The following is a 26,743-nucleotide window of genomic DNA, read 5'->3' as shown; positions in this document are numbered from 1 at the left end:
CCCGCTCATGACACGCTCCCTGCGATTCCGCCCGCTTCTCCGCGTCGCCGCACTGCTGACGGCAGCCTGCGCATTGATCGCCCCCGCTGCCCATGCAGCCAAGCCGCTGCTCACGTTCAAGGTCGACGACACCGTCACGGCCCGCGTCGAGCACGCCGACAGCGCGCACATCACGGTCCGCTTCCTGCCGAGCGGGAAAACGCAGACGCTCGACGTCACCGCCACCGACGAGGAAGGCCACTATCACCTCGCCACCGACGACTACAACTTCGACGGCCACCGCGATCTCGCCGTGCACGCGCTGCTCGGCATGGTCAACGAAAGCTACGGCATCTACCTGTACGACGCCGCGCGCCAGCAGTTCGAGCCGTTGCAATTGCCCGCGAAGAACATGCCGCACGGCAGTTGCGACGACCTGATCAACGTCGAAGCGAAGCCGAAGGAGCGCACGCTGTACAGCTCGTGCCGCGGCGGGCCGATCTGGTACACCGATGCGTACCGCTTCGACGCCGGCGGCAAGATGTACCTGTATCAATCCAGCGAAGCGATCCCCGAGGATCTGCGCGACCTGCTCGACGGCGAATCGGGCCCGTCGTCGATGCTGCTCACCTACGACGAGCACGGCAAGCGCGTGGCGCGCCGCCCGCAGGGCTATGACGCCGGCAAGGTCACGTTCAAGGTGCGCCCGGCACGCCTGCCGCTGCACGACGCGATGACCGATGGGCCCACGCGCCGCTATGTCGTCGCGGGCGACACGGTGGAGGTGATCGACGCGAGCGACGATTTCCAGTGGCTGAAGGTGCGGTATCGCAATCCGCACACCGGTGCCGTGCAGGGTTGGGTCAGCGCGAAGGAAGCGATGGCCAACTGATCCACGATGCGGCTCGCACGCCGCCTGTCCCACATACTGAACGCCCAACATCCCATTAATAGGGATACCTGTTCAAATGTTGACGCGTTTCGCTCCACGGCTCTAACGTTCGCCCCAACGCCATTCGATTCGGCCGCCCCGCTCGCGGGCGCCGGCCGGGCATAGAACACAGGAGACAACCGTGGCCCAATCCGCGTCGCGCACCCATGCGAACCCGCCGAAGCCCTCGACCGCGCATGGCGGTACCGCACCCGATTCAGCCGCCCGCACAGCCGCAACCGCTCAGCCCAGCCGCAAGCGCCTGCTGATCCTCGCGCTGCTGTTCGTCACGGTCGTGATCAACTATCTCGACCGCAGCAACCTGTCGATCGCCGCGCCCGCGCTGTTCAAGGAACTGAACATCGATCCGGTGCGCGCGGGCCTCGTGTTCTCCGCGTTCGGCTGGACCTACGCACTGATGCAAATTCCGGGCGGCTGGCTCGTCGACAAGGTGTCGTCGCGCGTGCTGTATGCGGGCGCGCTCGCGCTGTGGTCGGCCGCGACGCTGCTGCTCGGTTTCGCGGGTTCGTTCGTCGGGCTGATCGTGTTGCGTCTCGCCGTTGGCGCGCTGGAAGCGCCGGCCTACCCGATCAACAACCGCGTGGTCACGACGTGGTTCCCGACCCGCGAACGCGATCGGCGGCTACACGTCGGGCCAGTTCGTCGGCCTCGCGTTCCTCACGCCGGTGCTCGCGTGGCTGCAAGTCCATCTCGGCTGGCACATGGTGTTTGTCGCGACGGGCCTCGCCGGCATCGCATGGGCGGCGATCTGGTATGCGGTGTATCGCGAGCCGCGCGCGTTTCGCGGCGTCAACGCGGCCGAGATCGCGCTGATCCGCGACGGCGGCGGCATCGTCGATCTCGAGGACCGCATCGCGGCGCGCAGCGAACGCGCACCGTCGACGTGGCGCGATCTCGGCGTCGTGCTCGGCCGGCGCAAGCTGTGGGGGATCTACCTGGGCCAGTTCGCGCTGAACTCGACGCTGTGGTTCTTCCTCACGTGGTTCCCGACCTACCTCGTCAAGTATCGCGGGATGGACTTCATCAAGTCGGGCTTCCTCGCATCGCTGCCGTTTCTCGCCGCGTTCGTCGGCGTCCTGTGCTCGGGCGTGCTGTCGGACTGGCTGATGCGCCGCGGCGCCTCGCAAGGCTTCGCGCGCAAGCTGCCGATCATCTCGGGGTTGCTGATCTCGACGTGCATCATCGGCGCGAACTACGTGACGTCCACGGGCTGGGTGATCGCGTTCATGACGATCGCGTTCTTCGGCAACGGCTTCGCGTCGATCACGTGGTCGCTCGTGTCCGGCCTGGCGCCCGCGCGGCTGCTCGGCCTCACGGGCGGCGTGTTCAACCTGATCGGCAACCTGTCCGCGATCGCGACGCCGATCGTGATCGGGCTGCTGGTCGACGGCGCGGACTTCTCGCGCGCGATCACCTACATCGCCGCGATGGCGCTCGCGGGCAGCCTGTCATACGGGTTGCTCGTCGGCAAGGTCGAGCGCATCGACGCATAAGCATCACGAGGGCGGCCCAGATGGGCCGCCCTCCTATACCTCTTCCCGCGTGCCGCGTCAGAACCGCGTGAACCCGTCACGCGAAAGGTCGTGCGGATTGCCGGCCGCATAGTCGAGCGCACACGCATCGGTATCGATGCCGACGGTCAGCAGCGTTTCCCAGCGTTCGGTGTCGGGCATCGACAAATCCGGGTGGAAACACACGATGGCCGCGTCGCCGGCCGCACCGCACATCGCCGCCGCGCGTTCGCGCACATCGGCGCTCGTCATCCCCGTCACGACCGCGTTCAGGTGCGCGAAGCGCTCGCGCGTGGTCGAGCTGTCGGGCATGCACTCGCCGCCGCTCAACGCGCGATCGAGGAAGTGGTTCGTATGCAGCAGCCAGCCGTCCGGGCGCGGCACGACCACACCGACACCCGACGGGCTCAGCTCGATGCTCGCCGCGCGCGGGTTCGCGTCGTGCCGCGTGAACACCGTCAGCACCGTCGATGCGCTCACGCGCGCCGTGCGCGCGATGTCGATCGCCTCCTGCACCGTCGTCGCATCCTCGAGCAGGCGCCGCGCGATCGCGTGCACGGGCACGCCCGCGCTGTCGTTGTCGCTTGCGTGATGCAGGATGTTGAAATGCAGCCCGAGCCCCGCGCTGTTCACGCCGAGCTTCGCGAGCATCCCGAATTCGGTGAACAGCTTGACCGTGCGGCCCTGCGGCGTCACGAACTGCATCAGCACCCCCCGCGGCGCGAGGCTGTCGTGCCAGTCCCACGTCTGCAGCGTGCGCGGCGCATCCGGGCCGGCCGGCGCGTAGACGGTCGTCGAGCATTCGCCTTCGGCCGACGCCGGTGCGGTCGCGAGAATCTCGGTGCGCGCATTCAGGCACGCGAGCTGCCAGCGCGGCAGGTCGACGCCATCGGCGATCGCCTCGACTTCGGCGGCGAGGCGCGGGCACCATGCGTCGAGCGCGGCCAGGCTCGCTTCGCCGATCTCCCGCGCCCGCTGCGGCTCGATGCCGAGCTTCGGAAAGAACGCGAGATACAGCGCGACCGTCTCGCGGATCTCCGGCGCGAAGCGCGCGCCGATCAGGCGACCCCGCTCGCGCGGATCGGTGATGTCGGTCGCGAATGTGTGCAGCTTCAAGATCAAACCTCCTGTGTCGAATGCGCTCCGGGCCCGAACGGCCCGAAGCATGTTTCGTGGTACGAAAAAATCGGCGCGCCCGTCGTCAGAACGAGTAGATGAACTGCATCCCGGCGAGGTCGTTGCTGCGCGAGTACGTGCCGTTGTTCTTCAGGAACACCGGATGGTTCGCCGCGTCGTGGCGGTATTCGACCTTCACGGTAATCTGTTGCGTCGGATAGAACAACAGGTCGGCCGTGATCGCATAGCGCTGCGCGCCCTTGCATTCGGTGCCATTCGTCGCCGAACCCTGGAAACACGACGGATCGACGCCGAAGCCGCTCGTGCCGTTCACCGACGGGTTGCCGCCCGCGAGCCCGTACTGGATGTTCGTGCCGCCGCCGCCGTTCGACGTGTTGTTCAGGTAGTCGAAGCGCAGTGTCGCGCCCATGCGGCCGACCCACGACGTCGTCCACTTCGTATGGCCGAGCAGCGACATCCCGTACCAGCGCGCGGTGCCGCCGTTCCAGGCGCCCTTCTGCAGCTCGCCGTAGTCGACCTGCGCGTTGACCTGGGTCTTGTCGTGCGTATAGGTCATGTCGGCTTCCACATACTTGTAGAGGCCGGTCGGCGACGAACCGTTACACTGGTAGCCGTAGCCGCCCGCCGCCGCACACGGCGAGAACAGCGACTGCCGGCCGAGCATCCCGGAGATGCCGAAGTCGAACGCCGTCGACGTCGCATTGTCGAAACGCGCGGTGATCGTCGGCGTCCAGTTGGTCTTGGTCGTGTTGTTTGCCGCGTTCGCGATCGCGCCGGCCGTGCGCAGCACCTCGTTGCCGATCACGACCTGCCAGAAGCGCGTCATCGCCGCGTTGGAGCCCTTCAGCCCGATGCCGATCAGGTTGCCCGGCTCGCTGAAGTCGTACAGCAGCCCGTGCGTCAGCGTGAGCATCTGGTTCGACGGCTGCACCTCGTAGCCCGCGAGGCTCGGCATCATGCCGATCTCGAACGTACGCGTCGTGCTGAGCGGCACGTTCACCTGCGCCTGCGTGACGATGTTGTTGCCGACGCCGCCGTGCGAATTGCTGAACACGTTGCCGAAGCCACGGTTCGGCTGGATCACGATCTCCGCGGACGGCGCCATCGGGCCGACGCCGAAGGTCTTCTTGATATCGAGGTAGACGTCGCCGATCGTGCTGTTGTAGTAGTCGTACGCGCCCGGATCGTGATTCAGGAACTGGAAGCCGGACGTGCGCTGCGCGCGGTTGAACAGGTACACGGGATCGACGTAGCCGGTGATGCTCAGGCCCGCGAGCGGGCCGGTCGTCGCGGCCTCCTGCAGCGAGTCGACCTTCAGCGATGCGTTCGCGATCTGCTCGCGCATCTGCTGCAGGTCGTCGTTCGTGAACGCCGGCGCGGCATCGGCTGCCGGCGCGGCGGCCGCTGCCGTGTTGATCGTGCCGATCTTCGCGCTGCCCGATGCGGCATCGGCCGTCGTTACGGTGCCGGCCGGCTTCGCGGCCAGCATGCTCGCGCGAAGCTCGTTCACCTGCTGCTGCAGCGCGGTGACCTGCGCCTGCAGCGCCTTCATCCTGCTCGCATCGGTTGCCTGCGGCGTATGTGCGACTGCCGAAGCCGCTTCGAACGCGAGCAGGCACAGCATCGTCATGTGTTTGATTTTCATGTTCTGGGTGGTCGTCGGGACGAGCGCGCCCCCGCCCGCCGCGATCGGCGGCGGGGCGCGCGTAAGGTATGCGGGAGTGCGGGGAACGGCGGCCGGCTTACTCGGTCTTCAGCTTCGTCCAGAGACGGTTCTGCAGACGCATCAGCTCGGGCGGAACCGGCTTGCTGAGGCTGAGCTTGCGGATCACGTCGGCAGGCGGGAACACGGCCGGATCACTCGTCACTTCAGCGCGCACGAGGTGCCTCGACGACGGCACGGCCGACGGATACGACGTGTCGTTGGTCAGGTTCGCGCTCTCCTTCTCCGACAGCACGAAGTTCACGAACTTCAGCGCGGCGTCCGGATGCGGCGCATCCTTCGGGATCGCCATCATGTCGAACCACATCGCGCTGCCCTCGGTCGGGATCACGTACTTGATGTGATACGACTTCTTCGCGGCAGCGGCCGCGATCCGCGCGGAGTTCACGTCGCCCGACCAGCCAAGCGCGAGGCAGATGTCGCCGCCCGCGAGATCGTTGATGTAGCTGCTCGAGTTGAACTGCGTGATGTACGGCCGCACCGTCTTCAGCAGGTCATAGGCGGCCTGGTAGTCGGCCGGATTCGTCGTGTTCGGATCCTTCTTCAGGTACACGAACGCCATCCCGAACGCATCGACCGGCGAGTCGAGCACCGACACGCCGCAGCTCTTCAGCTTCTTCGCGTACTTCGGATCGAACAGCAGCGACCAGCTGTCGAGCGGTGCGTCGCTGCCGAGCGCAGCCTTCACCTTCTCGACGTTCATCCCGAGCCCGTCGGTGCCCCACGTCCACGGAATGCCGAACTGGTTTCCCGGGTCGTCCTTCGACAGCACCTTCATGATTTCCGGATCGAGCAGCCCGTAGTTCGGCACCTGGCTCCTGTCGATCTTGCGATAGATGCCGGCCTGCAGCTGCCGCGCCCAGAAGATGTCGGACGGCACGACGACGTCGTAGCCCGACGTGCCCGACAGCAGCTTCGCCTGCAGCGTCTCGTTCGAATCGAACTCCTGGTAGACGACCTTGATGCCGGTCGCCTTCTCGAAGTTCGCGATCGTCGCCTTGCCGATCGAGTTGCCCCAGTTGTACACGTTGACGACGTCTGCCGCGTGCGCGACCGGCGTGCCCGCGCAGGCGAACCCGCCCAGCGCGAGCGCCGCGCATGCCGTCCTCAGATGATGTTTCCAGTCCCCTGCCATGTCTTCCTCCGTCGATATCATGATCCGTTCGCGATGAACGGGGTGTGCTTCGGTCCGGAAAAATGTAGCCAGAGGAAATTGGCCGGTCTGCCCTGCCAATAGGGGGACACGCCGCACAATCGGCGCATCCGGTTCCGGCCGGATGCGCCGTGCCGCGAAAACGGAAGCAATCCGAAAGCATCCGTCACCGCTTCGTCAGCCGCGATGCCCGGTCAGGACGCCTGCATCCCCGTGCGCGCACCGAACGCGTCGCCCACGTGCGTGATGCGGCCGCCCATCATCGTCAACCCGACGTCGATGCGGCCGATGTCGTACTGGCCGACCTCGAACAGGTCGTGCTCGAGCACGACGAGATCCGCGCGCTTGCCCGGCGTCAGCGAGCCGACCTCGTGCTCCATCCCGAGCTGGTACGCGCCGTGAATCGTGTACGCGGCGATCAACTGCGGAATGCTCAGACGCTCGGCGATGTCCGGGAACACCGGCGCGTCGGGCTCGCCCGCGAGCTGGCGCGTGTGGCCCGACTCGATGTGTTCGAGCGGCTTGTGCTGGCAGCGGCACTGGCACGCCAGGCCGTCCATGCCGATCGACACCGTCACGCCTTCGTCGAGGAACGTGCGGAACTTGTACATGTTGCTCCAGCGCTCGTAGCCGTAGTGGTCGCGCAGCTGCTCGGTATACGCGTCGACCACGCCCCACTGCAGCTGCGTGTTCGCCATCACGCCCGCGCGACGGAAGCGCGGGATGTCGTCCGGATGCGTGAGGAACGCGTGCGTGATCACGTGGCGGCGGTCGCGCGGCGGGTTCGAGCGGTTGACCTCGTCGAAGCCGTCGAGCGCCATCCGCACCGCCGCGTCGCCGACGCAATGGACCATCACGTTCGCGTTCGCGCGATCGGCTTCGACCAGATAGCGGTTGAACGTGTCGGCCGGCATCGTCGGCGCACCGCAGGTGTCGGGGCGGTCCGCATACGGTTCGAGCAGGTAGGCGGTATGGTTCGCCTCGGTGCCGTCGAGGAACAGCTTCAGCGCGCGCGCCTTCACGAGCGGCGAATCGTACTGCTCGCGATACCGGACGAGCGTGCCGACCGGGTCTTCGATCTCGCCGATCACCGCGACGCTGCCGACCACGCGCAGCTTCAGGTCGCCCGCGCGCTCCATCGTCTGCAGCGTCTCGTACAGCAGCGACTGATCGCCGCTCGGGTCGAAGAAACCGGCATCGAACACGGTCGTCACGCCGGCCGCGCACAGCTTCTTCTGCCACGGCGGAATCGATTTCAGGTACAGGTCGATGCCGGTCGGCAGCAGGCCGGCCGCGCTGATCCGCTGCATCAGCAGCGAATACGCGGCGCCGTCGACGATCAGGCCGGTCGGCTCGCCGGTCGCCGCGTCCTTCTCGAACCAGCTCGCGCCTTCCTGCACCGGCGGCGTCGACGCGTCGATACCCGCAATCTCGAGCGCCTTCGAGTTCACCCACATCGAATGGAAATCGGTCGACAGCAGGCACACCGGGCGATCCGCGCAGATCGCATCGAGCGTCTCCTTGCGCAGCATCGACGGCGGAATCGTCGCCTGCACCCAGCCCATGCCGGTGATCGCCGGCTCGTCCGGATGCGATTCGACATAGGCGCGCAGCGCACCGAGCACCTTCTGCGGATCCTCGTAGTTCACGAACGCCTGGAACGCGAACGCGGTCGTCTCGAAGTGCCAGTGCGATTCGACGAAGCCCGGCAACACAAGCCGGCCGGCCGCATCGACGACCTTCGTCTGCGCGCCGACGTACGCCTGCACGGCTGCCGTATCGCCGACGTGGACGATCCGGCCGTCGCGCACGGCCACGGCCTGCGCCCACGGCTTGTGCGGATCGACGGTGTAGACCTTCGCGTTGGTCAGAACGAAATCCGCCGGCGTCGCGGCGGCCTGCGTCGGTTGAATCTGCATTGCCTGTCCTTTGTGGTCATCAGGTTTTCGAAGTGCTTTCACTATAGGCAGACGATTCGCACCGGTATGCCCCCCCGCCGAGGGGGCTTCGGCGATTTCTGGCCGCCGCATGCAGCGGCTTGTCATCGTTTTGGGGACAACGGCCGAAATCCGCGGGGTGGATCCGGTGAATTCCCGGCTGACGCATGCGCGGCGTTCGCGTAACGTCGCGCTGTCCCCAGACCGCCCCCGCCCGATCATGCGACTTCTCCAGCCCGACCCTGCCGCCCGCGGCCACTACCTGATCGGCGTGCGCCCCGACTCGCTCGGCGCGACGTTACGCGCGGTCGGCACGCCGGATTTCGTCGGCGCGGTCACGGAATTCGTCAACGACAGCATCGACGCCGACGCCGTGCACCTCGAACGCTGGCGCGCGGACACGGGCAGCACGTCGGGCTTCGTCGTCGAATGGCTCGGCAGCGGCAGCCTGCGCTTCGCGGCCGATACGCTGCGTGTGATGGATGTCTACTACCAGGACTACTGCCAGAGCGACCCGCTGGTTGCGCCGCTGCGCGGCAAGGCCGGCACGCTGCTCGTGCAGCGCCATGTCGACGGCATCGCGCAAGGCGAGTTCCGCCGGCGGATCTTCGACGAACCCGGCATCGGGCAGGAATGCCTGCTCGTGCACGGCAATGCGCACCTGCAGTACGCGCTCGGGCTCGCGCGCACCGTCGGGCGCGCCGCGTTCACGACCGACGAGCTGTTCCACTTCCGCCAGATGGTCGATCTGCTGTTCCCGATGTTCGAGCTGCATGCACGCACCTGTGCGGCGCGGCGCGTCGCGGCGGTGTCGGTGAATGTCGAATCGCAGGCGAGCTTCGACGCACGCCTCGAACGGCAGGACGTGCAGCTGTCGCGCCGCGAGCACGAGATCTGCCGGCTGATGCTGTGCGGGCGCTCGGTGCCCGAGGCCGCGCAGCAGCTCGACGTGAAGCTGTCGACGGCCGAGTCGTACGTGAAGCGCGCGTTCGCGAAGCTCGGCGTGCGCACGCGCCGCGAACTGTTCGACTGGGTGCTCGTCGACTGCTGAGCGCGCCGCCTGCGTGCTTATGCGGCCAGCGCGGCCGCCTTGATGTTGAACGCGCGCAGCAAGTCCTCGCAGAACGCATCGACGATCGGCTTGTCGCTCGTGCTGCGCTTCATCGCGAGATGCAGCGGCACGTCGAAGCTGAACGTCGTGCGGCCGACGGCCTTCACGAGCCCGCGCTGCTCGAACGCCTCCGCGTAATGCGCGGGCAGGTAGCCGAGATGGCCGCCTGACAGGATCAGGATCGTCGCGGCCTCGATGCTGTCCGCGCTCGCGGTCACGCGCCGCTCCGGCAGCGGATACTGTTCCTCCGGCACCGGGTAGGTGCGCCACACCCAGTCGTGAAGCTGCAGGTCGTCCGCCGTCACGGGCCGCGAGGCATGAAACAGCGGATGCCCGCGCCCGCAGTAGATCACCTGCTGTTCGGTGAACAGCGGCGTGTAGAGCAGGCCCGGCACGCGATGCCAGAAATAGCCGATCGCGAGATCGAGCTGGTGGTTGACGAGGCTTTCCTCGAGCTCCTGCGGCGACGCGACCTTCATCGAGAACGTGACGGCCTGGTCGCGCTTGCGGAACGCGCCGATCGCATCGGCCACGCGCGCGTTCTCGACGAGCGGCGCCTGGCCGATCAATCCGATCGACAGCGTGCCGACCAGCTTGCGATCGATGTCGCGCACACGCGCGACGAATTCGGACGTCGCCGCGACGAGCGTGCGTGCGGTGGCCGCGAAGCGTTCACCCTTCGACGTCAGGCGAAACCCGCCGCGCCCGCGATCGCACAGCTTGAAGCCGACGCGCGCTTCGAGCGCCGACAGCTGCGTGCTGATCGTCGATTGCCGCACGCCGAGCGATGCCTCGGCGGCCGTGATGCCGCGTGCGTCGACGACGGCCAGGAAGACCCGGATGAGCCGGAGATCGAGATCGGAGGTATTCGAAAACATGCGTCAAGCCGCTGCGCGTACGCGCGTTGCCCGGCCGGCACGACGCACTTCGCGCGCCCCGCCCGCCGCCTTCGCCGATGAACCGAACTGGACACGCGCCGCCATCGGCAGCGGCGCGCGTCGCAACCCCTTCACTCCGATACCACCGCGAGCGTGCGCTCCATGCCGAACACGGCCGGCCGCAGCCGCCCGTAGCAAAGGAACGCCACCGCGCACAACACGATCGCCGCGATCAGCGCCGACTGCGTGCCCGCGCTTTCGATCAGCGAGCCGCCCGCGACCGACCCCACGCCATAGCCTAGCGCGACGCAGCCCGGCGACAGCGCGGCCGACTTGCCGATCAGGTCGTACTGCGGAATCGTCGCGTAGATCAGCAGCGCGCCGCCGGTCCAGCAGCCGATGAACACGATCGCGCCGAGCGTGAACGTCGCGACCGATGCCGGCATCGCGAGCAGCACCGCCGCAACGGCGCAGCCGCCGAGGTTCACGAGCGTCCAGCGGCGCAATCCCGCGCCCGCGCCGAGCTTCGGCATCGCCGCGCAAATCACGAGGCTCGCGATGTTCGCGACGCCGAGCACGAGCGACACCGACTTGCCGCTCAGGCCCGCATCGGTGCCGATCTTTTCGAGGAAGGTCCACACGACGCCGACGCCGCCGTACAGCGCGAGCTGCGCGCACAGCACGAGCATCGCGCCCTTGCGGTCGATCTTGCCCGCCACGCCGGCCGGCGTCGGCGCGGCCATCGTCTCGCCACGGCGAAACAGCGGCGTCGCGAGCACGAACATGCCGAGCACGCACGCGACGAAACCGAACACGCCGTGCGCGCCCCACGTGCCGCTCAGCATCGGGAAGATGTAGGCGAGCAGCACCATGCTCCACATCACCTGCCCCATCAGCATGATCCCGAGATTGCGTTCCGGCGCGCGCGAGTACGACAGGTAGCGCAGCGCGATGCCGTTGAGCCCGCCCGAGCCGACGCCCGCGATGAACTGCAACGTCGAATACGCGACGAGCCCGTGCGTCGCGAGCGTGCCGAGGTTCGCGCCGGCGGCGAGCGTCACCGCGCCCGCGAGCACGAGCCGCACCGGCTGGCGGCCGAGCACGAACGCGACGAGCAGCGTGCCCGTCGATTCGCCGAGCACCTCGATGAAGCTCGACAGCCCGAGCGCCGCTTCGCCGAAGCCCCAATGGCGTTCGACCTGCCCGACGATCGCGGGCAGGCCGAGAAAGACCGTCGGCCCGAGAATGCCGAGCAACAGCATCACGACGACGAATAGCGCGCTTTCCTGTCGCGCTTCATCCTGCAGATTCAAACCATTCATTCGCTGTCTCTCTCCGTGTCCGCAACGCGGACCGTCTCCTCAGGGGAGCTTGGTATGGCGGCGGCCCGGCCCGGGCCGCCGTGTCGCTTACATCGGGAAGCCCATCGCCTTGAGGCCGCTGATCCACGCGCGTTTCCAGCCGCCTTCGGCATCCGCGCCGTCGAACGCATGGAACGTGATCTTCGCGGCGACCCAGCGCATCGGCTCCGGCGGGATGTAGCTCGGGCTCTGGTTCGCGATGTCGAGCTTGCGCTCGGGGCTGTCGCGGTCGAACAGGATGTTCAGCCCCATGAACGCGCCGAACCGGCTCGCCGCGACGCCGAAGCCCGTATAGCCGGCGACGAATACGGCCTTGTCGCCGAGATAGCGCTTCGCGAACACCGAGCCGCGCGAGCAATAGTCGATCGGGCCGCCCCACGCATGCGAGAAGCGCACGTCGCTCAGTTGCGGGAACGTGCGGTAGAACGCTTCCGCGAGCCGGTAGTAGGTTTCGCGCCGGCCGTCCTGGTGCGGTTCCGGATCGCCGTCGAAGTGATAGCTGACGAGGCCGCCGAAGATGATGTTGTTGTTCTTCGTCAGCCGGAAATAGTTGAGCTGCGTACGCGTGTCGTACACGCCCTGGCGGTTCTGCCAGCCGATCCGCGCGAGTTGCTCGTCGGTCAGCGGCTCGGTGGCGAGCACGTGGTCGCGCACCTGCATCACGCGGCGGTTGATATCGGGAATCCCTACTTTAGCGGTGCCGCTGCCGAACACGACGCGCGGCGCGCGCACGCTGCCCTTCGGCGTCTTCACGAACACCGTGCTGCCTTCGTCGGTCACGGCCGTGAGCGGCGTGTGCTCGTACAGCGTCACGCCGAGCGACAGCGCCGCACGCTTCAACCCCCACGCGAGCTTCGCCGGATGCACGATGCCGCTGCGGTTGCGCGACCACAGCGCGCCCGCGAACAGCGGCGAATTCAGTTGTTCGAGGGTTTCGTCGCGATTCAGCAGCACGACGTCGTGGCCGTACTCGCGATGCAGGTCGTAGTCGCCCTTCAGGTGCGCGATGTGCTCGGGATCGACCGCGACCGTCATCTCGCCGTTCCATTCGATGTCGGCGTCGATGTCGTAACGCTTCAGCGTTTCCTCGAAGCCATCGAGGTTGTGATGGCCGAACGTCTCGAGCTCCGCGATGTCGTTCGGGAACACGCGTACCGCGTTCGGCAGCCCGTGCATCACCGACGTCGAGATGATCCCGCCCGCGCGGCCCGATGCGCCGTGCGCGACCTTGCCGGCCTCGATCAGCACCACGTTCAGGTGCGGCATCTGTTCCTTCGCCTGCACGGCCGACCACAGCCCCGTGAAGCCGCCGCCGACGATCAGCAGGTCGGCCGTCACGTCGCCGACGAGTTCCGGCTCGGTGGCCGGCTCGGCCGGATTGTCGAGCCAGTACGGGAACAGCTTCGTATTCGCGAGCGCCGCCTCGACGCCCAGCGCGACCGGCGCGCCACACAGCGCGTGCGCCTGCACCGGCGCGGTCTGTTTTGCTTCGTTGACTTCCATTTCCATGATCCCAGCCATCACACGCGGAAACGAAACCGCCGCCGGGTTCGCGTCACACGGACGACGACGCCACGGCGGCGGCTTCGGACATCACGACTTCTCGAGCAGCACGTAGAACTTCTTCGCGTCCTCGATCGTCTCCCAGCGGCCCGCGAATCCGGCCGGCAGCAGGTAGCCCTGGCCCGGCGTGAATTCCTTGCGGTTGCCTTCGACGTCGGTCAGCGCGATCCGGCCCTCGACGAGCCATACCGCTTCGTCGGCCGCCGTTTCCGGAAACTCCACCGAGCCGACCTTGCCTTCCCACCAGCCGATGATGTAGTTGCCGCTCTTGCCTTCGGCTGCGCGCCAGTCGCTTTCGTCCATCCCGAAGTCGAGCTTCGTGAATTCGCCCACGCCTGCGCCCAGCGGCAGGATGTCCTTGATCAGTTTGGTCATCAGAATCGTTCGTCTCTTGATTGAAAAAGCAGAGACAAAGTTACTCATTTACACTGCCCCGGTATGCCCCCCTCCGGGGGGGACAAGCGATGTTTTGCAGGGCAAACGGGTCGGCAGGACAACCGACGGTGTTTCCCCCTAATGACGTTTCCGGCCTCGAACGCTACAATCGCGCCGCTTTTCACCGGGGGACCGCATGCTGCTCAACGTGAACCCCTTCCATCGCGACAACGACCGCTTCAACGTGTCGTTCAAGGCGCTGGGCGAGCTGATCGAGACGGTCGGCACGCCGCACTTCGTGCCGCGCCTCACGCAACTGCTGAACGACGTCGTGCCGCTCGACGTCGCGCACGTCGAACGCTCGCGCGTCGACGGCACGATGCCTACCGGCTACCGCTGCGAATGGATCGGCAGCAGCGGCATCGGCACCGAATCCACCGAAATCTCCGACGTGATGACGCTCTACTACGAGCGCTTTCTCGACAGCGACCCGCTGTTCGCGGGGCTGCGCGGCAAGACGGGCACGATGCTCGTCGTGCGCGACATCGCGGCGATCCCGCCCGGCGAATTCCGCCAGCGACTGTTCGACGACGTCCATATCGGCCATGAATGCGTGCTCGCGCGCGGCACGCGCTATTCGCAGCATTCGATCGCGCTGGAACGCGGCCGCGACCGGCCGCCGTTCACGCTCGCCGAGATGAACCGCTTCCGCAGCATCAGCGACGTGCTGTTCCCGCTGCTCGAACTGCACGCGTCGACCACCGCCGTGCGACGCGTCGCGCATCCGACACCGGAAGTCCATCCGCTCGCGCAGTTCGACGCGCGCATCGCAGCCGACGGCGTGAAGCTGTCGAAACGCGAATACGAAACCTGCAAGCACCTGATCTCCGGCAAGACCGTGCCGGAAACCGCCGGGATTCTCGGCGTGCGCGTCGCATCGGCCGAGTCGTACGTGAAGCGCGCGTTCGCGAAGCTCGGCGTGCGGACCAAACGCGAACTCGCCGCGTGGGGTTCGGCCGCCACCGCGTTTCCTTGCGCCGGATCGCACGACGGCGCCACGCCGCCGGTCATCTCCGGCTGACCCGGCCGGGACCGGCCGCACGGCCGCCTTCGGTTGCGCCGTGTCGATGCGGCGGCGCCACTCGCATCGAGACCCGTCGATGTAAACGTTGCGACTTCAAAATCTTCGCGCAGGCGTTCTCCTCTACCATCGGCCGATCGCTTTACCTCAGATAAAGGAGACGGCCCCATGCCCCGCGAACTCAATCAACCGATGGGCGGCAACGACATGCCGCGCTTTGGCGGCATCGCCACGATGATGCGGCTGCCGCAGGCCGCGACGACCGACGGCCTCGACGTGTGTTTCGTCGGCGTGCCGCTCGACCTCGGCACGTCGAACCGCTCGGGCTCGCGCTTCGGCCCGCGCCAGATCCGCACCGAATCCGTGCTGCTGCGCCCGTACAACATGGCCACGCGCGCCGCGCCGTTCGATTCGCTGCAGGTGGCCGACATCGGCGACGTCGCGACCAATCCGTACGACCTGAAAGACTCGGTGCGCCGCATCGAGGAAGCCTACGACGAGATCGTCGCGAACGGCTGCCGGCCGATCACGCTCGGCGGCGATCACACGATCGCGTGGCCGATCCTGCGCGCGCTGCATAAAAAGTACGGCAAGGTCGCCGTCGTGCACATCGACGCACATGCGGACGTGAACGACACGATGTTCGGCGAGAAGATCGCGCACGGCACGCCGTTCCGCCGCGCGGTGGAAGACGGGCTGCTGCAATGCGACAAGGTCACGCAGATCGGCCTGCGCGGCACCGGCTATCACGCGGACGATTTCGACTGGTGCCGCCAGCAGGGCTTCACCGTCGTGCAGGCGGAAGCATGCTGGAACAAGTCGCTCGTGCCGCTGATGGCGCAGGTGCGCGAACGCGTCGGCGATACCCCGGTCTACCTGAGCTTCGACATCGACGGCCTCGACCCGTCGTTCGCGCCCGGCACCGGCACGCCGGAAATCGGCGGCCTCACCGTGCAGCAGGGCCTGGAAATCATCCGCGGGATGCAGGGCCTGAACATCGTCGGCGCGGACCTCGTCGAAGTGTCGCCGCCGTACGACCCGACCGGCACGACCGCGCTCACCGGCGCGAACCTCGCATTCGAGATGCTCTGCGTGATGCCGGGCGTCGCCTACCGCTAACCCGATCGACAGGATGCCCCTCATGTCCACCGCCGAGCTTTCCCGCGCCACGACCACCTTCGTACTGCCCGCCGCGCGCATCGCCGGCCAGCCGGTGCGCACGCACTCCGACACGGCCGGCGCGCCGATCTTCAATGCGTCGACCGGCGACACGATCGGCTGGCAGGAATTCGCGACGCCCGCGCACGTCGACGCCGCGGTTCGCGCCGCGCGCGACGCGTTCGCGGGCTGGCGCGACACGCCGCCCGCCGGGCGCGGGCGCCTGCTCGCGACGATCGCCGAGCGCGTCGAAGCCGCGCGCGACCGCCTGGCCGCCTTGCAGATGCAGGTGAGCGGCAAGCCGCCGTTCGAAGCCGAAGCCGATGTCGGTGATGTCGTCGCGACGTTCGCGTACTACGCGAAGCTGTGCGAAGACCCGGCGCTGTTCGCGGCCGAACCCGTCACGCTGCCGAGCGACGCCGTCACGGCCGAACGCTTTTACGATGCGGTCGGCGTCGCCGCACTGGTCATGCCGTGGAACTTCCCGATGGTCACGACCGCGTGGAAGCTCGCGCCGGCACTCGCGGCCGGCTGCGCGGTCGTGCTGAAGCCGTCCGAACTCACGTCGCCGGCCGAGCATGCGCTGCTCGACATCATCGTCGAAGCCGGCGTGCCGGCCGGCGTCGTCAACGTCGTGAACGGCGGCGCCGAGATCGGCGCGGCGCTGACCGTGCATCCGCTGATCGACAAGATCTCGTTTACCGGCAGCACGGCGGCCGGCCGCAAGGTGATGCAGGCCGCTGCCGTCGACATGAAGCGCGTGACGCTCGAACTCGGCGGCAAGTCGTCGCTGATCGTGCGCGAGGACGCCGATCTCGACGTCGCGGTATCGCTCGCGGTCGCGGGTGCGTTCACGAACGCGGGCCAGATGTGCTCGGCCACCGCGCGCATCCTCGTGCACGACAGCCTCTACCGCAGCTTCATGGCCGCGTTCGAGACGGCCGTACGTGCGCTCGTCGTCGCGCCGCCGGCCGCCGAACAGGTCGCGATGGGGCCGCTGATCTCGGCCGCGCAGCGAGCGCGCGTCGAGGCGATGCTCCAGCACGGCATCGATGCGGGCGCACGCGTCGCGTTCCGCGGCCGCGTGACGGATGCCGGCGGCGAAGGCTTCTTCATGGCGCCCGTCGTGATCGCCGAACCGGCCGCCGACAACCCGCTGTGGACCGACGAAGTGTTCGGCCCCGTCGCGTGCGTGAAGTCGTTCCGTACCGACGACGAAGCGATCGCGCTCGCGAACGACACACGCTACGGGCTCGTCGCAACCGTCGTCACGCGCGATGCCGACATCGCCAGGCAATTCCAGCAGCGCGTGCGCGCAGGGCTCGTGTGGATCAATGCGCCGCAGCTGATCTACCCGCACGTGTGCTGGGGCGGCTTCGGGCTCAGCGGGATCGGCCGCGAACTCGGCGTCACCGGGCTGCGCAGCTATCAGGAACTGCGCCACGCCATGCGCGCAATCGACTGACCAGTGCGGCCGTTCAGGCCGTTGGCGGCGCCGTGGCGGGTGGCACGGCGCCGCTTTTTTTATTCTCCGAAGATTTCTGCGGAGCGGCCCGGCAGTCCGGCGATCGGCATGCGTCCGTCATGCGTCGGTACGGTGCGAGAGCAACCGCTAATGCGACTGCGCCGCGGCATGATCGTGCTCGCGCAACTGGCCGGGAATCGCACACTGCGCAAGCCCGCCCGCGTCGATCCACGCGCGCGTACGTTCCGCGGCCGCGTCGATCAGTTGCGCACACTTCGAGTAATCGTATGACGACACGTCGAGCGGACAGAGCGGCGGCACGACATGGATGTGCGCGCGTGCCGCGTACAGCTCCAGATCGCGCACCAGTTGCCGCGCGATCACGAGCGTCAGCGCGTGCGTCGCATGCGCGATCGCGCTGCGCGGCGGGACGCGCAACGCACAGGCGAACCCGGCCGGCAGCACGACGATCCGCTTGACGCCAAGCGCGATTGCAACGGAGATCGGCGTGTTGTTCGCGACGCCGCCGTCGACGAGTTCCACGCCGTCGATGCAGACCGACGGAAACACGCCGGGAATCGCCGCGCTGGCCTGCACGGCATCCACGACCGAGCCGGCGGACAGCACGACTTCGCGGCCGTTCAGCACGTCGGTCGCGACGATGTGAAGCGGCAACGCGGCCTGCTCGATCCGCCGGTATGGCAGGTTCCTTTCCAGCAACAGGCGCAGCGCGTCGGCCTCGACCAGATGCGGCCGGTTGCGCAGCAGCATCGCGACGACGCTGCGCATCGAGAACGGCATGACGTCCTGGCGGCGGATTCGGCACCACAGCGCGGCGAGCATCGCGACGCCGTCCGCGTCCGGCCGGCCGGCGAAATACGCGGCATTGATCGCCCCCGCCGACGCGCCGACGACGCAATCGGGCCGTTCGCCGCTCGCGACCAGCTCGCGGAGCATGCCGACCTCGATCGCGCCAAGACTGCCGCCGCCGGCAAACACGAAGGCGGTCGAGGGAGTGGGATCGGAAGTCACGGTGCGCTCTCCTGCGGTTGGCTGCGACAGTGCCTGCTCCATGATGGATCGTGCGGCGCCCCGGATGTCCTGATGAAAACCCTGCCGGCACGCGGACCGCGCCGCTCGGCCGACGATGCGCGTCGCACGCCGCGCTCCCCTGAATCCCGCGATGAACCTTCTCCCGGGAAGGGATACGTCATTTGCCGCCCTGTTTCAGGGTCGCATCGATACGGCCGTTCGCGCGATCGCTGCGCACTTTTTGACCTCGATCAAGAAAATCGCGCACCTCGGCGCCCGCAAACGTGTGCCGGGCGCGAATCGCGCGGGATACGTGGAATCACGGGTTCAGTCGTCCGGACGATCGCCGTTATTGCATCAACACCCGCCGACTGGCATCGCGCTGCGACGCATCGGGACGACCGCCCGGATCGCATTCGACACGCAACGATCCGGCGCCGTCGCGGGCATCGAGCGAGATGGCCGGACATCCCGCTCGCTTTTCGACAACACGTGCATCAGCGCAAGTCGCGGACGAGGTAATCATGTTTGTAGCCATCGGATGGATCGTCGTGATCGGGTCGGTGATCGGCAGTTTCGTCGGTGTCGGCGGCCATTTGCCGGCCTTGCTGCAACCGTTCGAGCTGCTATGCATTTTCGGCGCCGCGCTGGGCGCGTTCGTCGTCAGCAATCCGGTCACGACGCTGAAGAAAACCATCGAGACCCTGCCGACCTGCTTCAAGGGCGGCGGCTACACGAAGCAGCAGTACGTCGAACTGATCGCACTGCTGTACGAGCTGCTGCAGAAGGCGCGCAAGGACGGCATGATGGCGCTCGAGGCCGACGTCGATGCGCCCGAGCAAAGCCCGCTGTTCCAGAAGTATTCGCATGTGCTCGAAGACCATCACCTGCTCGACTTCATCGTCGATTACCTGCGGATGATGTCGAGCGGCAACGTGAACGTGCTGGAGATGCAGGACCTGATGGACGAAGAACTGCATACGCATCACGCGGAAGCGTCGGTCGCGGCCAATGCGATCCAGAAGATGGCGGACGGCCTGCCGGCGTTCGGCATCGTCGCCGCGGTGATGGGCGTCGTGCACACGATGGGCTCGGTCGGCGCGCCGCCCGCCGTGCTCGGCAAGATGATCGCCGGCGCGCTCGTCGGCACGTTCCTCGGCATCCTGCTCGCGTATGGTTTCGTCGGCCCGCTCGCGGATCTGCTCAACGCGAAGGGCCGCGCCGCGGCCAAGCCGTTCCAGTGCGTGAAGGCCGTGCTGCTCGCGTCGATGAGCGGCTACGCGCCGGCGGTGGCGGTGGAGTTCGGCCGCAAGGTGCTGTTCACCGCCGATCGCCCGAGCTTCAAGGAACTCGACGATGCCGTCCGCGCGACCAAGTCGCCCAAGGCGGCGTAACGGATACGCAAGGAAACGGAACACGCCATGACCGACCGCCGCTCCAGTTCGTCGAAGCAGTCCGCATCGCCATCGCTCGTCGTCGTGCGTCGCAAGAAAGGCGGCGACCATGACGCCCACCACGGCGGCGCCTGGAAAATCGCGTACGCCGATTTCGTCACGGCGATGATGGCGTTCTTCCTGCTGATGTGGCTGCTTGGCTCGGTCTCCAAGTACGACAAGCAGGGGATCGAGGACTACTTCAACACGCCGTTGTCGACGCTCCTGTCCGGCGGGAAGGACGCGGACGCCCCGCGCCCGAGCGTCGTGCAGGGCGGCGGCCGCGACCTGTCGGACCCGGCGCCGGCGATCGGCAAAAGGACGCCGCCATCGCCCGCCGACTCGCCCGCGGCGCTCGCCAGCACCGCGGATACGCAAAAACTCGAGCGCCTGAAGGCGAAGCTGACCGCGGCAATTGCCCGCAGTCCGGCGTTGCGCGCGTACCAGGACCAGATCCGGATCGCGATCACCAACGAAGGCTTGCGCATCGAGATCGTCGATTCGCTCAAGCGTCCGATGTTCGCGACGGGCAGCGCGCAACCGGAAAGCTATGCCACCGCGATCCTCACGCAGATCGGCTCGGCGCTCGACGATGTCGAAAACCGCGTGTCGATCGCGGGGCATACCGACTCGACGCCCTATCCCGATGGCCCGACCGGCTATTCGAACTGGGAGCTCTCCAGCGATCGGGCGAACGCCGCGCGACGCGCGCTGGTCGTCGGCGGGTTGCGGGAAGAAAAGCTGCTTCAGGTGCGCGGGCTCGCGGATGTGCTGCCGCTCGACAGGAACGTCGCCGACGAGCCGACCAATCGCCGCATCAGCATCCTCGTGATGAACAATGCCGCCGAACAGGCGTTCTTTCGCGACGGCGGACGGACGACCGTCGACGAGACGCCCGGCATCCGGCCCGCCGCCCTGCCGGTGGCGGTCACGCGACGGCATCCGGTTGCCATCGACTGACGGGCGCGGCCGTTCGGGCCGTTGGCGACACCGCGTCTCGCGACACGGTGTCGCCGTTTTTTTGCGCACTCGATATATTCCGTAGAATATATCGATACCTGCCTACCCGGAGAAACACCATGGCCCGCCCGTCGACGGATCGCCTCCCGCCGCACACCGCCCGGGAACAGCCGATTGCGCGCAGGATCAGCGCACTCAAGCCGTTGTCGAGCGATGCGCGCGCGCAGCAGGTCACCGATGTCGTCGATGCGTTCCGGCGCCTGCGCGGCAGCGTCGCGCGTTTCATCCGGATGTTCCGGGCCGCGCCCGCCGGCGCCATGCCGGACGACAGGCTGTCGGCCATGAGCTTTCGCGAACTGCTGGCAACGCTCGAACACGAAGCCCGTACCGCGCGCTTCACGCGGCTGCCCGATCTCGAACGTGCGATCGGCCACGCGCGCCGCCTCGAACGCACGCGCGACGACGTGTTTTCCGACTCCTTCAGCAACGATCCGGCCGCGATGCGCGATGCGGTTGCCGCGCTGGAGCGCGTCGACGTGCTGTTCGTCGGGCTGTGCGTCGAATCCGTGATGGCGCGCCATGCGCAGGCATCGCTCCCCGTTTCACCCGCGGCACCGGCCGCCCTGCCGCACACCGGCCGTTCGACCGCGCTCTGCTGACCGCGCTCCCCCGCGTGGCCCGGTGGTTTCCCCGGCATTTCCCTCGTTATATTCCGTGGTATATTTCGCGAATCTTTCGCGCATCCGTCTCCGGTCCGAACCTGCCGGATAGAGGTCAACATGCACGCTCCGCCCTTTCGCCTGGCCCGCACGGCGGATCTCTCGTCGCCGGGCGGCACGCCCCGCGCAGCCGCCGGCGTGCGGATCGACGCCTGCTGCGCGCCGTCCCGCTCGCAACAGGTCGAGCTGAAGCGCCGCGCGCGCCTGTCCGAACTCGATGCCAACCTGCATTGCTCGATCATCGGCACCTGCCTGACCACGCACGAACTGCGCAAGCTCGTACCGAAGTTCGCCGATCTCGATCGCCAGCACGCGACCGATCTGGAGATCCACCACGCGGCCGTCGAGCTCGCGATCGGCGGCACGGCCGGCGCCAAGGCGTTGCACAAGGCGCTCGACGAACGCTATGCGGGTGCAATCCGTGCGTTCGACGCCGCGAAGGACGCGGACGAACTCCTCGCGCGCTGGAAGGAAGCGCTCAAGAGCGGCGACGTTCCGCCCGCCTACTGGGCGCTGATGACGCATCCGCGCACGACGATGGGCGTGCGTCAGGCCGCGTTCGGCGACCTGCACATGCTGTCGCACCTGGTCGGCGCGGCCAATCGCGCCGATATCCGGCGGCTGGTCGCGCTGGAGGAAGAGAATGCGGAACTGCACGCGAAGATCGAGCGGCAGCAGGCGCGCCTGCACGAAATGAGCACGCAGCGCGACGCGGCGCTGCAGGAGCGGGATGCGCTCCACGCACGCCAGCATGCGCAGCCGCTGGCCGCCGAAAGCGTGTTGCGCGACGAAGTGCATGAGCTGCGCGAAGCGCTGGCCGCACGAGACGAGCGGCTCGCGCTGCACACGAGCCGCCGCGAGGCGGCCGAGCAGCGGATCGCCGCGGAACAGGCGAGCGCCCGCGCGATGCGCGCGCGGCTCGACGACCTGATGGCGATGGTGAAGACGCTGCGCGCCGAAGCGAGCGCGATCGAACAGGCGGTGCAGGCGTCAAGCGGCGATCCGGTCGACCCGGCAACGGATTCGCTGTCGATGCTTCAGGGCAGGCGCCTCGTCTACGTGGGCGGGCGGCCCGGCTCGAACCGGGCGATCCGGCGGATCGTCGAAACGGCGGGCGGCGAAGTGACGCTGCACGACGGCGGCATCGAGGATCGCAAAGGCCTGCTGGCCGCGGCGCTGCCGGGCGCGCAGATGGTCGTGTTCCCGGTCGACTGCATCGACCACGATTCGATGAACCTGCTCAAGCGCATCTGCGAGCGTCACCACATCGCGTACTACCCGCTGCGGACCGCCAGCGTCGCGAGCTTCGTCGAACTGATCGGGCGGCTCGATGCCCAGGCGCGCGACGTCATCGCGACGGATACCCCCGCGGGCGACACGTCACGCTTCTGCCTGCGACACGGGTAGCCGGCGCCAGCCTCGGTGCGATGCGTCTTTCAGCGGCGCACCATTTTCGTGAGCGCGGCGATCTCGTCCGCGCAGGCCGCATACGCGCGTTCCTCGATCCCGCGATAGAGGCGGATGATCTCTTCGCCAACCGGCGTCAGCACGCTGCCGCCTCCGCTCTGCCCGCCATGCTCGGACACCGTCGCCGGCGATTTCAGCGAGCGGTTCAGCTCGTCCATCAGCAGCCACGCACGCCGGTACGACATCTTCAGACTGCGCGCCGCCGCCGAAATCGAGCCGTGCTCGCGCACCGCTTCGAGCAGCGCGACCTTGCCCGGGCCGAGCGCGATCGTATCGGCCTGCTGGATACGCATCCTGAACCGCACCTCAGGCTTGGGGTGTGCCGAAGTCTTCATCTTGTCCGCCGTTAGATCGATGCGGGCAAGCATACACGATGGCCGCCGCCGCGAACGCCGGCAGCGCGCGCGTCGCGATCAGATCTCGAGCACGCGCGCGACGATGCCGGCCAGCCGCTTCACGTGGCGCGGCGCGGGCAGCAGGTCGGCGCCCGAGAACAGCAGCGGCGCACCGTCCTCGATCGACAGCGGCGCATCGCCGCATTCGAACGCAACGATCACGTGTTCGCCGACAGGTGTATTGAACAGCTCGTGCCACGAGAACGTGACCGCATAGCCGTCGTGCGCATGCGCGATGAATACCATTCGCTTGAAGTCGCCGGGCTCGTCGTTGCGCAGCCCGGCCGCGTCGAGCAGGTCCTTCAGCCGCGCGCCGCGATACGGCGCGACCGAGCGGATGAAGCGGTTCGTCGTGAAGCAGCGCAGGTCGAACGGCTCGGCCATCGCGCTCGCGTGCCGGCGCAGATCGTCGAGCGTCACCGTCATCGGCCGCACGAATGCGCCCGTCAGCGCAATCGAACCTGCCGCCGCCTGATGCGCCGAAGGCGCCGCCGTCCCTGCCATCTCCATCGCCCGCCTCCGTGACGGCCCGCCGGGTGGCGGGCCTGCGTTGTATCGGCGGATATATTACGCCGCGAAAAGGCCGGCTGGCAGAATGCGCGCCGCATGAGCGGTATACGGCAGCCGGTCGTGCCCCGCGCCTGCAGGCGCTATGAAAGCACGATGTTCCGGATCGCCTTCCTGATGCTCTTGTAGCTGTCGACCGACTCCGCCTTCTGGTCGGTCACCAGCGTGCCGATCCGTGCCGGCTCGCAGAAGCCGATCCGGCTGTTCGTGCCGAGCTTGCTGAAATCGGCCAGGATCGCGACCTCCGCCGCGTTGCTGACCATTGCGCGCGCCACCTCGGTTTCCATCCGGTCGTAGTTCGTCGCACCGCGAACATGGTCGACGCCGACCGGCGACAGCAGCGCGAGATCGGCGCGGTAGCGGAAGATTTCGGCAACCGTGCCGTCACCGACCGTTGCGGCCGCGCGGCTGCCGATCATCCCGCCGAGCAGGATCGTTTCGTTCTTCCCTTGCTCCGGGTCGCTCGACCGCATCTTCAGCGCGACGTCGATCGAATTCGTGATGATCGTGAGGCCCGACAGCTTCGCCAGTTCCTCGGCCAGCAGCGTGGTGGTGGTCCCCGCGTCGATGAACAGCGTCTGCGAGCCCGTGACGAGCCGTGCCGCCGCGCGCGCGATCGACAGCTTCGCCTTCACGTGCGTCTGCGCGCGCTCGGCGATCGGCGCTTCGTCGCCCACCTGCACCGCGCCGCCATGCACGCGCTTCAGTTCACCGAGCGCCTCGAGGTCGACGAGGTCGCGGCGCACGGTTTCCCGCGAGACGTTCAGATCGGCCATGATCCGGTCGGTGGAAACGCGCTGCATCTTCGATAACAGAAGCCGGATCCTCTGGTATCGCTCTTCTTGCCACATGAAATATCCTCGGAAATGTCTGTCAATCTTATTCGAACGACCGTCTACCCAGCGCTTTCCTCCATCTTTTTGATGCCGACGAGGGTCTGCAGGGATTGACGGACCACCTGGAACTCGCTGCTCGTCATCTTCGAAAACACCACGTGGATGCGGTCGTCGTCGGGCGCCGCGTCGTCCTGCTCGATGATGAACTGGACGATCCGCGCCTGGTCGATGCCCGGCATCGCCTGCAACGACGTCAGTTTCACGGCGCCGCGACTCGCGAGGATGCGCACGCCCCAGCGCTGCCGCGCGACGAAAAAGCGCTTCTCGATCGGCTTCAGCCCGGCCAGGATCGCCAGCACGATCGCCGTCGCGGCGATCGAGGCCACGTACATCCCACCGCCCACGGCCAGCCCGACCGCCGCGACCACCCACAGGCTCGCCGCCGTCGTCAGCCCGCGGATGATCTCGCCGCGCAGCATGATCGACCCTGCGCCGAGAAAGCCGATGCCCGACACGACCTGCGCAGCGACGCGCGACGGGTCCAGCGACACGTTCTTCGCATCCTGGATATCCGCGAAGCCGAACGCCGACACGATCATCACGAGCGCGGCGCCCACGGCGACCAGCATGTGCGTGCGCAACCCGGCCGCCCACGACAACCGCTCGCGCTCGATGCCGACGATGCTGCCGAGCAAGGCCGCCAGCAACAGGCGGGAAATGATTTCCATTTGACTGATCATCGAGGTCTCCTCTTTCTGTCGATCTGCTTGATGAGGCGCCCGTCCCGGCCGCCCCGGCTTGTCCGGACTTCATCCCGCCGCCGTCGCATCCGGCGAGCGGCGAGTTGTATTTTTGTGCGATCTTGCGATTTTGTGCGTTCTAATATACGGTACGCAAAACGACAAAGCCAGACCCAAGTTCGTTTGTTTCATCTGATCCACACGATCAATCGTCAGACCAATCAGGCAACACGATCCGAAACACTTGCTTAGGAGACCAACATGATCAAGAAGGTATGGATGCTCGCTGCAACCCTGCTGGCGGCATTGGCAACAGCCCCCGTTCACGCGTCGGAAAGCGACGTCTGCAAGAAGGTGACGCTCGGCGATGTCGGCTGGAGCGACATCGCGGCGACCACCGGCGTCGCGATGATGCTGCTGGACGGTCTCGGCTACGAGGCGACCAAGACGATCGCGTCGCCGCCGATCGTGCTGGCCGGCGTGAAGAAGGCCCAGATCGATGCATTCCTCGGCTACTGGGATCCGAGCATGACGCCGACGGTGAAGCCGTTCGTCGATGCCGGCGCCGTTCACCAGTTGCCGCAGCCGAACCTGGTCGGCGCGCGCTACACGCTGGCCGTGCCGCAATACGCGGCCGACCAGGGCCTCAAGAGCTTTGCCGACATCGCCCGATTCCGCGACCAGCTCGACGGCAAGATCTACGGGATCGGCGCCGGCAACAACGGCAATGCGCTGGTCCAGCGAATGATCGACAAGAACGAATTCGGGCTCGGCGGCTTCAAGCTGGTCGAATCGAGCGAAGCCGGGATGCTCGTGCAGGTCACGCGCGCGGTGCAGGAACACCGGATGATCGTGTTCCTGGCCTGGGAGCCGCATCCGATGAACATCAACTTCAAGATCGCGTATCTCGACGGCGGCGACACCGTGTTCGGCCCGAATTACGGCTCGGCAAAGGTCTACACGCTCGTCACGCCCGGCTATCTCGAACGCTGCCCGAACGTCGGCCACCTGCTGACCAACCTGAAATTCACGACCAACGAAGAGAACCAGCTGATGGTGCCGATCATGAATCATGCAGATCCAGTCGCGGTCGCGAAGGAGTGGGTGAAGAAGAACCCCGGCGTGCTGTCGAAGTGGCTCGACGGCGTCACGACCATCGACGGGAAGAACGCGAAGGACGCGATCGAAAAGCTCATCGGTGCGTAAATCC

Annotated in this window: 23 protein-coding genes and 1 pseudogene; 11 read left to right on the top strand and 13 right to left on the bottom strand. The window is 67.1% G+C overall.

Annotated features, from left to right (window positions below):
- Positions 1–7: 7 nt before the first annotated feature.
- Positions 8–871: an SH3 domain-containing protein gene (locus BLA15945_RS21635; protein WP_174993320.1), complete on the top strand. Its 864-nt coding sequence runs from the start codon at positions 8–10 to the stop codon at positions 869–871.
- A 181-nt stretch (positions 872–1,052) separates the two neighbouring features.
- Positions 1,053–2,424 (top strand): annotated as a pseudogene (locus BLA15945_RS21630) (MFS transporter).
- A gap of 57 nt (positions 2,425–2,481) precedes the next feature.
- On the opposite strand, the gene BLA15945_RS21625 reads toward BLA15945_RS21630, so the two are convergent.
- The 4 genes from BLA15945_RS21625 to BLA15945_RS21610 form a co-directional block, all read right to left on the bottom strand.
- On the bottom strand, positions 2,482–3,558 hold the full coding sequence (locus BLA15945_RS21625; RefSeq protein WP_174993319.1) for a C45 family autoproteolytic acyltransferase/hydolase: 1,077 nt from the start codon (positions 3,556–3,558) through the stop codon (positions 2,482–2,484).
- 85 nt (positions 3,559–3,643) lie between these two features.
- On the bottom strand, positions 3,644–5,224 hold the full coding sequence (locus BLA15945_RS21620) for a DUF3138 family protein (protein WP_174993318.1): 1,581 nt from the start codon (positions 5,222–5,224) through the stop codon (positions 3,644–3,646).
- 97 nt (positions 5,225–5,321) lie between these two features.
- On the bottom strand, positions 5,322–6,437 hold the full coding sequence (locus tag BLA15945_RS21615; RefSeq protein WP_059237778.1) for a polyamine ABC transporter substrate-binding protein: 1,116 nt from the start codon (positions 6,435–6,437) through the stop codon (positions 5,322–5,324).
- Positions 6,438–6,649: 212 nt separating this feature from the next.
- Positions 6,650–8,374, bottom strand: coding sequence for an amidohydrolase (locus tag BLA15945_RS21610; RefSeq protein WP_174993317.1), 1,725 nt, complete (start codon positions 8,372–8,374; stop codon positions 6,650–6,652).
- A 238-nt stretch (positions 8,375–8,612) separates the two neighbouring features.
- Between BLA15945_RS21610 and BLA15945_RS21605 the strand changes: the two genes are divergently transcribed.
- Entirely contained in the window at positions 8,613–9,443 is an 831-nt protein-coding gene (locus BLA15945_RS21605) for a helix-turn-helix transcriptional regulator (protein ID WP_059237780.1), read from the top strand.
- Positions 9,444–9,460: 17 nt separating this feature from the next.
- Here BLA15945_RS21605 and BLA15945_RS21600 read toward each other — a convergent pair whose 3' ends face one another.
- The 4 genes from BLA15945_RS21600 to BLA15945_RS21585 all read right to left on the bottom strand — a co-directional run bounded on the left by BLA15945_RS21600 (position 9,461) and on the right by BLA15945_RS21585 (position 13,680).
- Complete coding sequence (locus BLA15945_RS21600) at positions 9,461–10,381, bottom strand: LysR family transcriptional regulator (RefSeq protein WP_059237781.1); 921 nt, start codon at positions 10,379–10,381, stop codon at positions 9,461–9,463.
- A 131-nt stretch (positions 10,382–10,512) separates the two neighbouring features.
- The gene (locus BLA15945_RS21595; RefSeq protein WP_174993316.1) at positions 10,513–11,703 is read right to left on the bottom strand and encodes an MFS transporter; all 1,191 of its coding nucleotides are present in this window, start codon (positions 11,701–11,703) and stop codon (positions 10,513–10,515) included.
- Positions 11,704–11,790: 87 nt separating this feature from the next.
- Complete coding sequence (locus BLA15945_RS21590; RefSeq protein ID WP_174993315.1) at positions 11,791–13,251, bottom strand: NAD(P)/FAD-dependent oxidoreductase; 1,461 nt, start codon at positions 13,249–13,251, stop codon at positions 11,791–11,793.
- Between the two features lie 84 nt (positions 13,252–13,335).
- Positions 13,336–13,680: a cupin domain-containing protein gene (locus BLA15945_RS21585; protein WP_048249140.1), complete on the bottom strand. Its 345-nt coding sequence runs from the start codon at positions 13,678–13,680 to the stop codon at positions 13,336–13,338.
- 196 nt (positions 13,681–13,876) lie between these two features.
- On the opposite strand from BLA15945_RS21585, the gene BLA15945_RS21580 reads away from it, so the two are divergent.
- The 3 genes from BLA15945_RS21580 (at position 13,877) to BLA15945_RS21570 (ending at position 17,384) form a co-directional block, all read left to right on the top strand.
- A complete protein-coding gene (locus BLA15945_RS21580; RefSeq protein ID WP_059237784.1) occupies positions 13,877–14,761 on the top strand; it encodes a helix-turn-helix transcriptional regulator in 885 nt (294 codons plus the stop codon).
- A gap of 168 nt (positions 14,762–14,929) precedes the next feature.
- Positions 14,930–15,880 carry an agmatinase gene (gene speB, locus BLA15945_RS21575; protein WP_059237785.1) on the top strand — a complete coding sequence of 317 codons (951 nt, stop codon included), beginning with the start codon at positions 14,930–14,932 and terminating at the stop codon, positions 15,878–15,880.
- Between the two features lie 22 nt (positions 15,881–15,902).
- The gene (locus tag BLA15945_RS21570; RefSeq protein ID WP_174993314.1) at positions 15,903–17,384 is read left to right on the top strand and encodes an aldehyde dehydrogenase family protein; all 1,482 of its coding nucleotides are present in this window, start codon (positions 15,903–15,905) and stop codon (positions 17,382–17,384) included.
- A 147-nt stretch (positions 17,385–17,531) separates the two neighbouring features.
- Here the strand turns inward: BLA15945_RS21570 and BLA15945_RS21565 are convergent, their stop codons facing one another.
- Positions 17,532–18,458 (bottom strand): patatin-like phospholipase family protein, encoded by a 927-nt coding sequence (locus tag BLA15945_RS21565; RefSeq protein WP_264168513.1) that lies wholly within the window; start codon positions 18,456–18,458, stop codon positions 17,532–17,534.
- 482 nt (positions 18,459–18,940) lie between these two features.
- Here BLA15945_RS21565 and motA point away from each other — a divergent pair, with 482 nt between their 5' ends.
- The 4 genes from motA (at position 18,941) to BLA15945_RS21545 (ending at position 22,935) form a co-directional block, all read left to right on the top strand.
- Positions 18,941–19,810: a flagellar motor stator protein MotA gene (gene motA, locus BLA15945_RS21560; RefSeq protein ID WP_174993313.1), complete on the top strand. Its 870-nt coding sequence runs from the start codon at positions 18,941–18,943 to the stop codon at positions 19,808–19,810.
- A 27-nt stretch (positions 19,811–19,837) separates the two neighbouring features.
- Positions 19,838–20,809 (top strand): flagellar motor protein MotB, encoded by a 972-nt coding sequence (motB, locus tag BLA15945_RS21555; protein ID WP_059237788.1) that lies wholly within the window; start codon positions 19,838–19,840, stop codon positions 20,807–20,809.
- A 119-nt stretch (positions 20,810–20,928) separates the two neighbouring features.
- On the top strand, positions 20,929–21,468 hold the full coding sequence (locus BLA15945_RS21550; RefSeq protein ID WP_174993312.1) for a hypothetical protein: 540 nt from the start codon (positions 20,929–20,931) through the stop codon (positions 21,466–21,468).
- Positions 21,469–21,588: 120 nt separating this feature from the next.
- Positions 21,589–22,935, top strand: coding sequence for a DUF2325 domain-containing protein (locus BLA15945_RS21545; RefSeq protein WP_059237790.1), 1,347 nt, complete (start codon positions 21,589–21,591; stop codon positions 22,933–22,935).
- Between the two features lie 29 nt (positions 22,936–22,964).
- Here the strand turns inward: BLA15945_RS21545 and BLA15945_RS21540 are convergent, their stop codons facing one another.
- The 4 genes from BLA15945_RS21540 to BLA15945_RS21525 form a co-directional block, all read right to left on the bottom strand.
- Complete coding sequence (locus BLA15945_RS21540; protein ID WP_047901809.1) at positions 22,965–23,288, bottom strand: winged helix-turn-helix domain-containing protein; 324 nt, start codon at positions 23,286–23,288, stop codon at positions 22,965–22,967.
- 120 nt (positions 23,289–23,408) lie between these two features.
- Positions 23,409–23,900: a molybdopterin-dependent oxidoreductase gene (locus BLA15945_RS21535; RefSeq protein ID WP_059237791.1), complete on the bottom strand. Its 492-nt coding sequence runs from the start codon at positions 23,898–23,900 to the stop codon at positions 23,409–23,411.
- A gap of 140 nt (positions 23,901–24,040) precedes the next feature.
- Positions 24,041–24,808 carry a DeoR/GlpR family DNA-binding transcription regulator gene (locus tag BLA15945_RS21530; RefSeq protein WP_059237792.1) on the bottom strand — a complete coding sequence of 256 codons (768 nt, stop codon included), beginning with the start codon at positions 24,806–24,808 and terminating at the stop codon, positions 24,041–24,043.
- A 44-nt stretch (positions 24,809–24,852) separates the two neighbouring features.
- The gene (locus BLA15945_RS21525; protein ID WP_059237793.1) at positions 24,853–25,533 is read right to left on the bottom strand and encodes an MgtC/SapB family protein; all 681 of its coding nucleotides are present in this window, start codon (positions 25,531–25,533) and stop codon (positions 24,853–24,855) included.
- Positions 25,534–25,794: 261 nt separating this feature from the next.
- Between BLA15945_RS21525 and BLA15945_RS21520 the strand changes: the two genes are divergently transcribed.
- Positions 25,795–26,739: a choline ABC transporter substrate-binding protein gene (locus BLA15945_RS21520; RefSeq protein ID WP_059237794.1), complete on the top strand. Its 945-nt coding sequence runs from the start codon at positions 25,795–25,797 to the stop codon at positions 26,737–26,739.
- Positions 26,740–26,743 lie beyond the last annotated feature (4 nt).

This window comes from Burkholderia arboris (assembly GCF_902499125.1).
GTDB classification, from domain to species: domain Bacteria; phylum Pseudomonadota; class Gammaproteobacteria; order Burkholderiales; family Burkholderiaceae; genus Burkholderia; species Burkholderia arboris.
The sequence above is the reverse complement of the archived record's forward strand: the minus strand, read 5'-3'. Positions and strand labels throughout refer to the sequence as shown.

Coding starts and splice junctions, on each gene's coding strand:
- BLA15945_RS21600 (WP_059237781.1), bottom strand. CDS start 10,381: ATGTTTTCGAATACCTCCGATCTCGATCTCCGGCTCATCCGGGTCTTC.
- BLA15945_RS21530 (WP_059237792.1), bottom strand. CDS start 24,808: ATGTGGCAAGAAGAGCGATACCAGAGGATCCGGCTTCTGTTATCGAAG.
- BLA15945_RS21605 (WP_059237780.1), top strand. CDS start 8,613: ATGCGACTTCTCCAGCCCGACCCTGCCGCCCGCGGCCACTACCTGATC.
- BLA15945_RS21615 (WP_059237778.1), bottom strand. CDS start 6,437: ATGGCAGGGGACTGGAAACATCATCTGAGGACGGCATGCGCGGCGCTC.
- motB (WP_059237788.1), top strand. CDS start 19,838: ATGACCGACCGCCGCTCCAGTTCGTCGAAGCAGTCCGCATCGCCATCG.
- BLA15945_RS21565 (WP_264168513.1), bottom strand. CDS start 18,458: ATGGAGCAGGCACTGTCGCAGCCAACCGCAGGAGAGCGCACCGTGACT.
- BLA15945_RS21595 (WP_174993316.1), bottom strand. CDS start 11,703: ATGAATGGTTTGAATCTGCAGGATGAAGCGCGACAGGAAAGCGCGCTA.
- BLA15945_RS21610 (WP_174993317.1), bottom strand. CDS start 8,374: ATGCAGATTCAACCGACGCAGGCCGCCGCGACGCCGGCGGATTTCGTT.
- BLA15945_RS21540 (WP_047901809.1), bottom strand. CDS start 23,288: ATGCGTATCCAGCAGGCCGATACGATCGCGCTCGGCCCGGGCAAGGTC.
- BLA15945_RS21520 (WP_059237794.1), top strand. CDS start 25,795: ATGATCAAGAAGGTATGGATGCTCGCTGCAACCCTGCTGGCGGCATTG.
- motA (WP_174993313.1), top strand. CDS start 18,941: ATGTTTGTAGCCATCGGATGGATCGTCGTGATCGGGTCGGTGATCGGC.
- BLA15945_RS21620 (WP_174993318.1), bottom strand. CDS start 5,224: ATGAAAATCAAACACATGACGATGCTGTGCCTGCTCGCGTTCGAAGCG.
- BLA15945_RS21635 (WP_174993320.1), top strand. CDS start 8: ATGACACGCTCCCTGCGATTCCGCCCGCTTCTCCGCGTCGCCGCACTG.
- BLA15945_RS21550 (WP_174993312.1), top strand. CDS start 20,929: ATGGCCCGCCCGTCGACGGATCGCCTCCCGCCGCACACCGCCCGGGAA.
- BLA15945_RS21545 (WP_059237790.1), top strand. CDS start 21,589: ATGCACGCTCCGCCCTTTCGCCTGGCCCGCACGGCGGATCTCTCGTCG.
- BLA15945_RS21525 (WP_059237793.1), bottom strand. CDS start 25,533: ATGATCAGTCAAATGGAAATCATTTCCCGCCTGTTGCTGGCGGCCTTG.
- BLA15945_RS21580 (WP_059237784.1), top strand. CDS start 13,877: ATGCTGCTCAACGTGAACCCCTTCCATCGCGACAACGACCGCTTCAAC.
- BLA15945_RS21585 (WP_048249140.1), bottom strand. CDS start 13,680: ATGACCAAACTGATCAAGGACATCCTGCCGCTGGGCGCAGGCGTGGGC.
- speB (WP_059237785.1), top strand. CDS start 14,930: ATGCCCCGCGAACTCAATCAACCGATGGGCGGCAACGACATGCCGCGC.
- BLA15945_RS21570 (WP_174993314.1), top strand. CDS start 15,903: ATGTCCACCGCCGAGCTTTCCCGCGCCACGACCACCTTCGTACTGCCC.
- BLA15945_RS21590 (WP_174993315.1), bottom strand. CDS start 13,251: ATGGAAATGGAAGTCAACGAAGCAAAACAGACCGCGCCGGTGCAGGCG.
- BLA15945_RS21535 (WP_059237791.1), bottom strand. CDS start 23,900: ATGGAGATGGCAGGGACGGCGGCGCCTTCGGCGCATCAGGCGGCGGCA.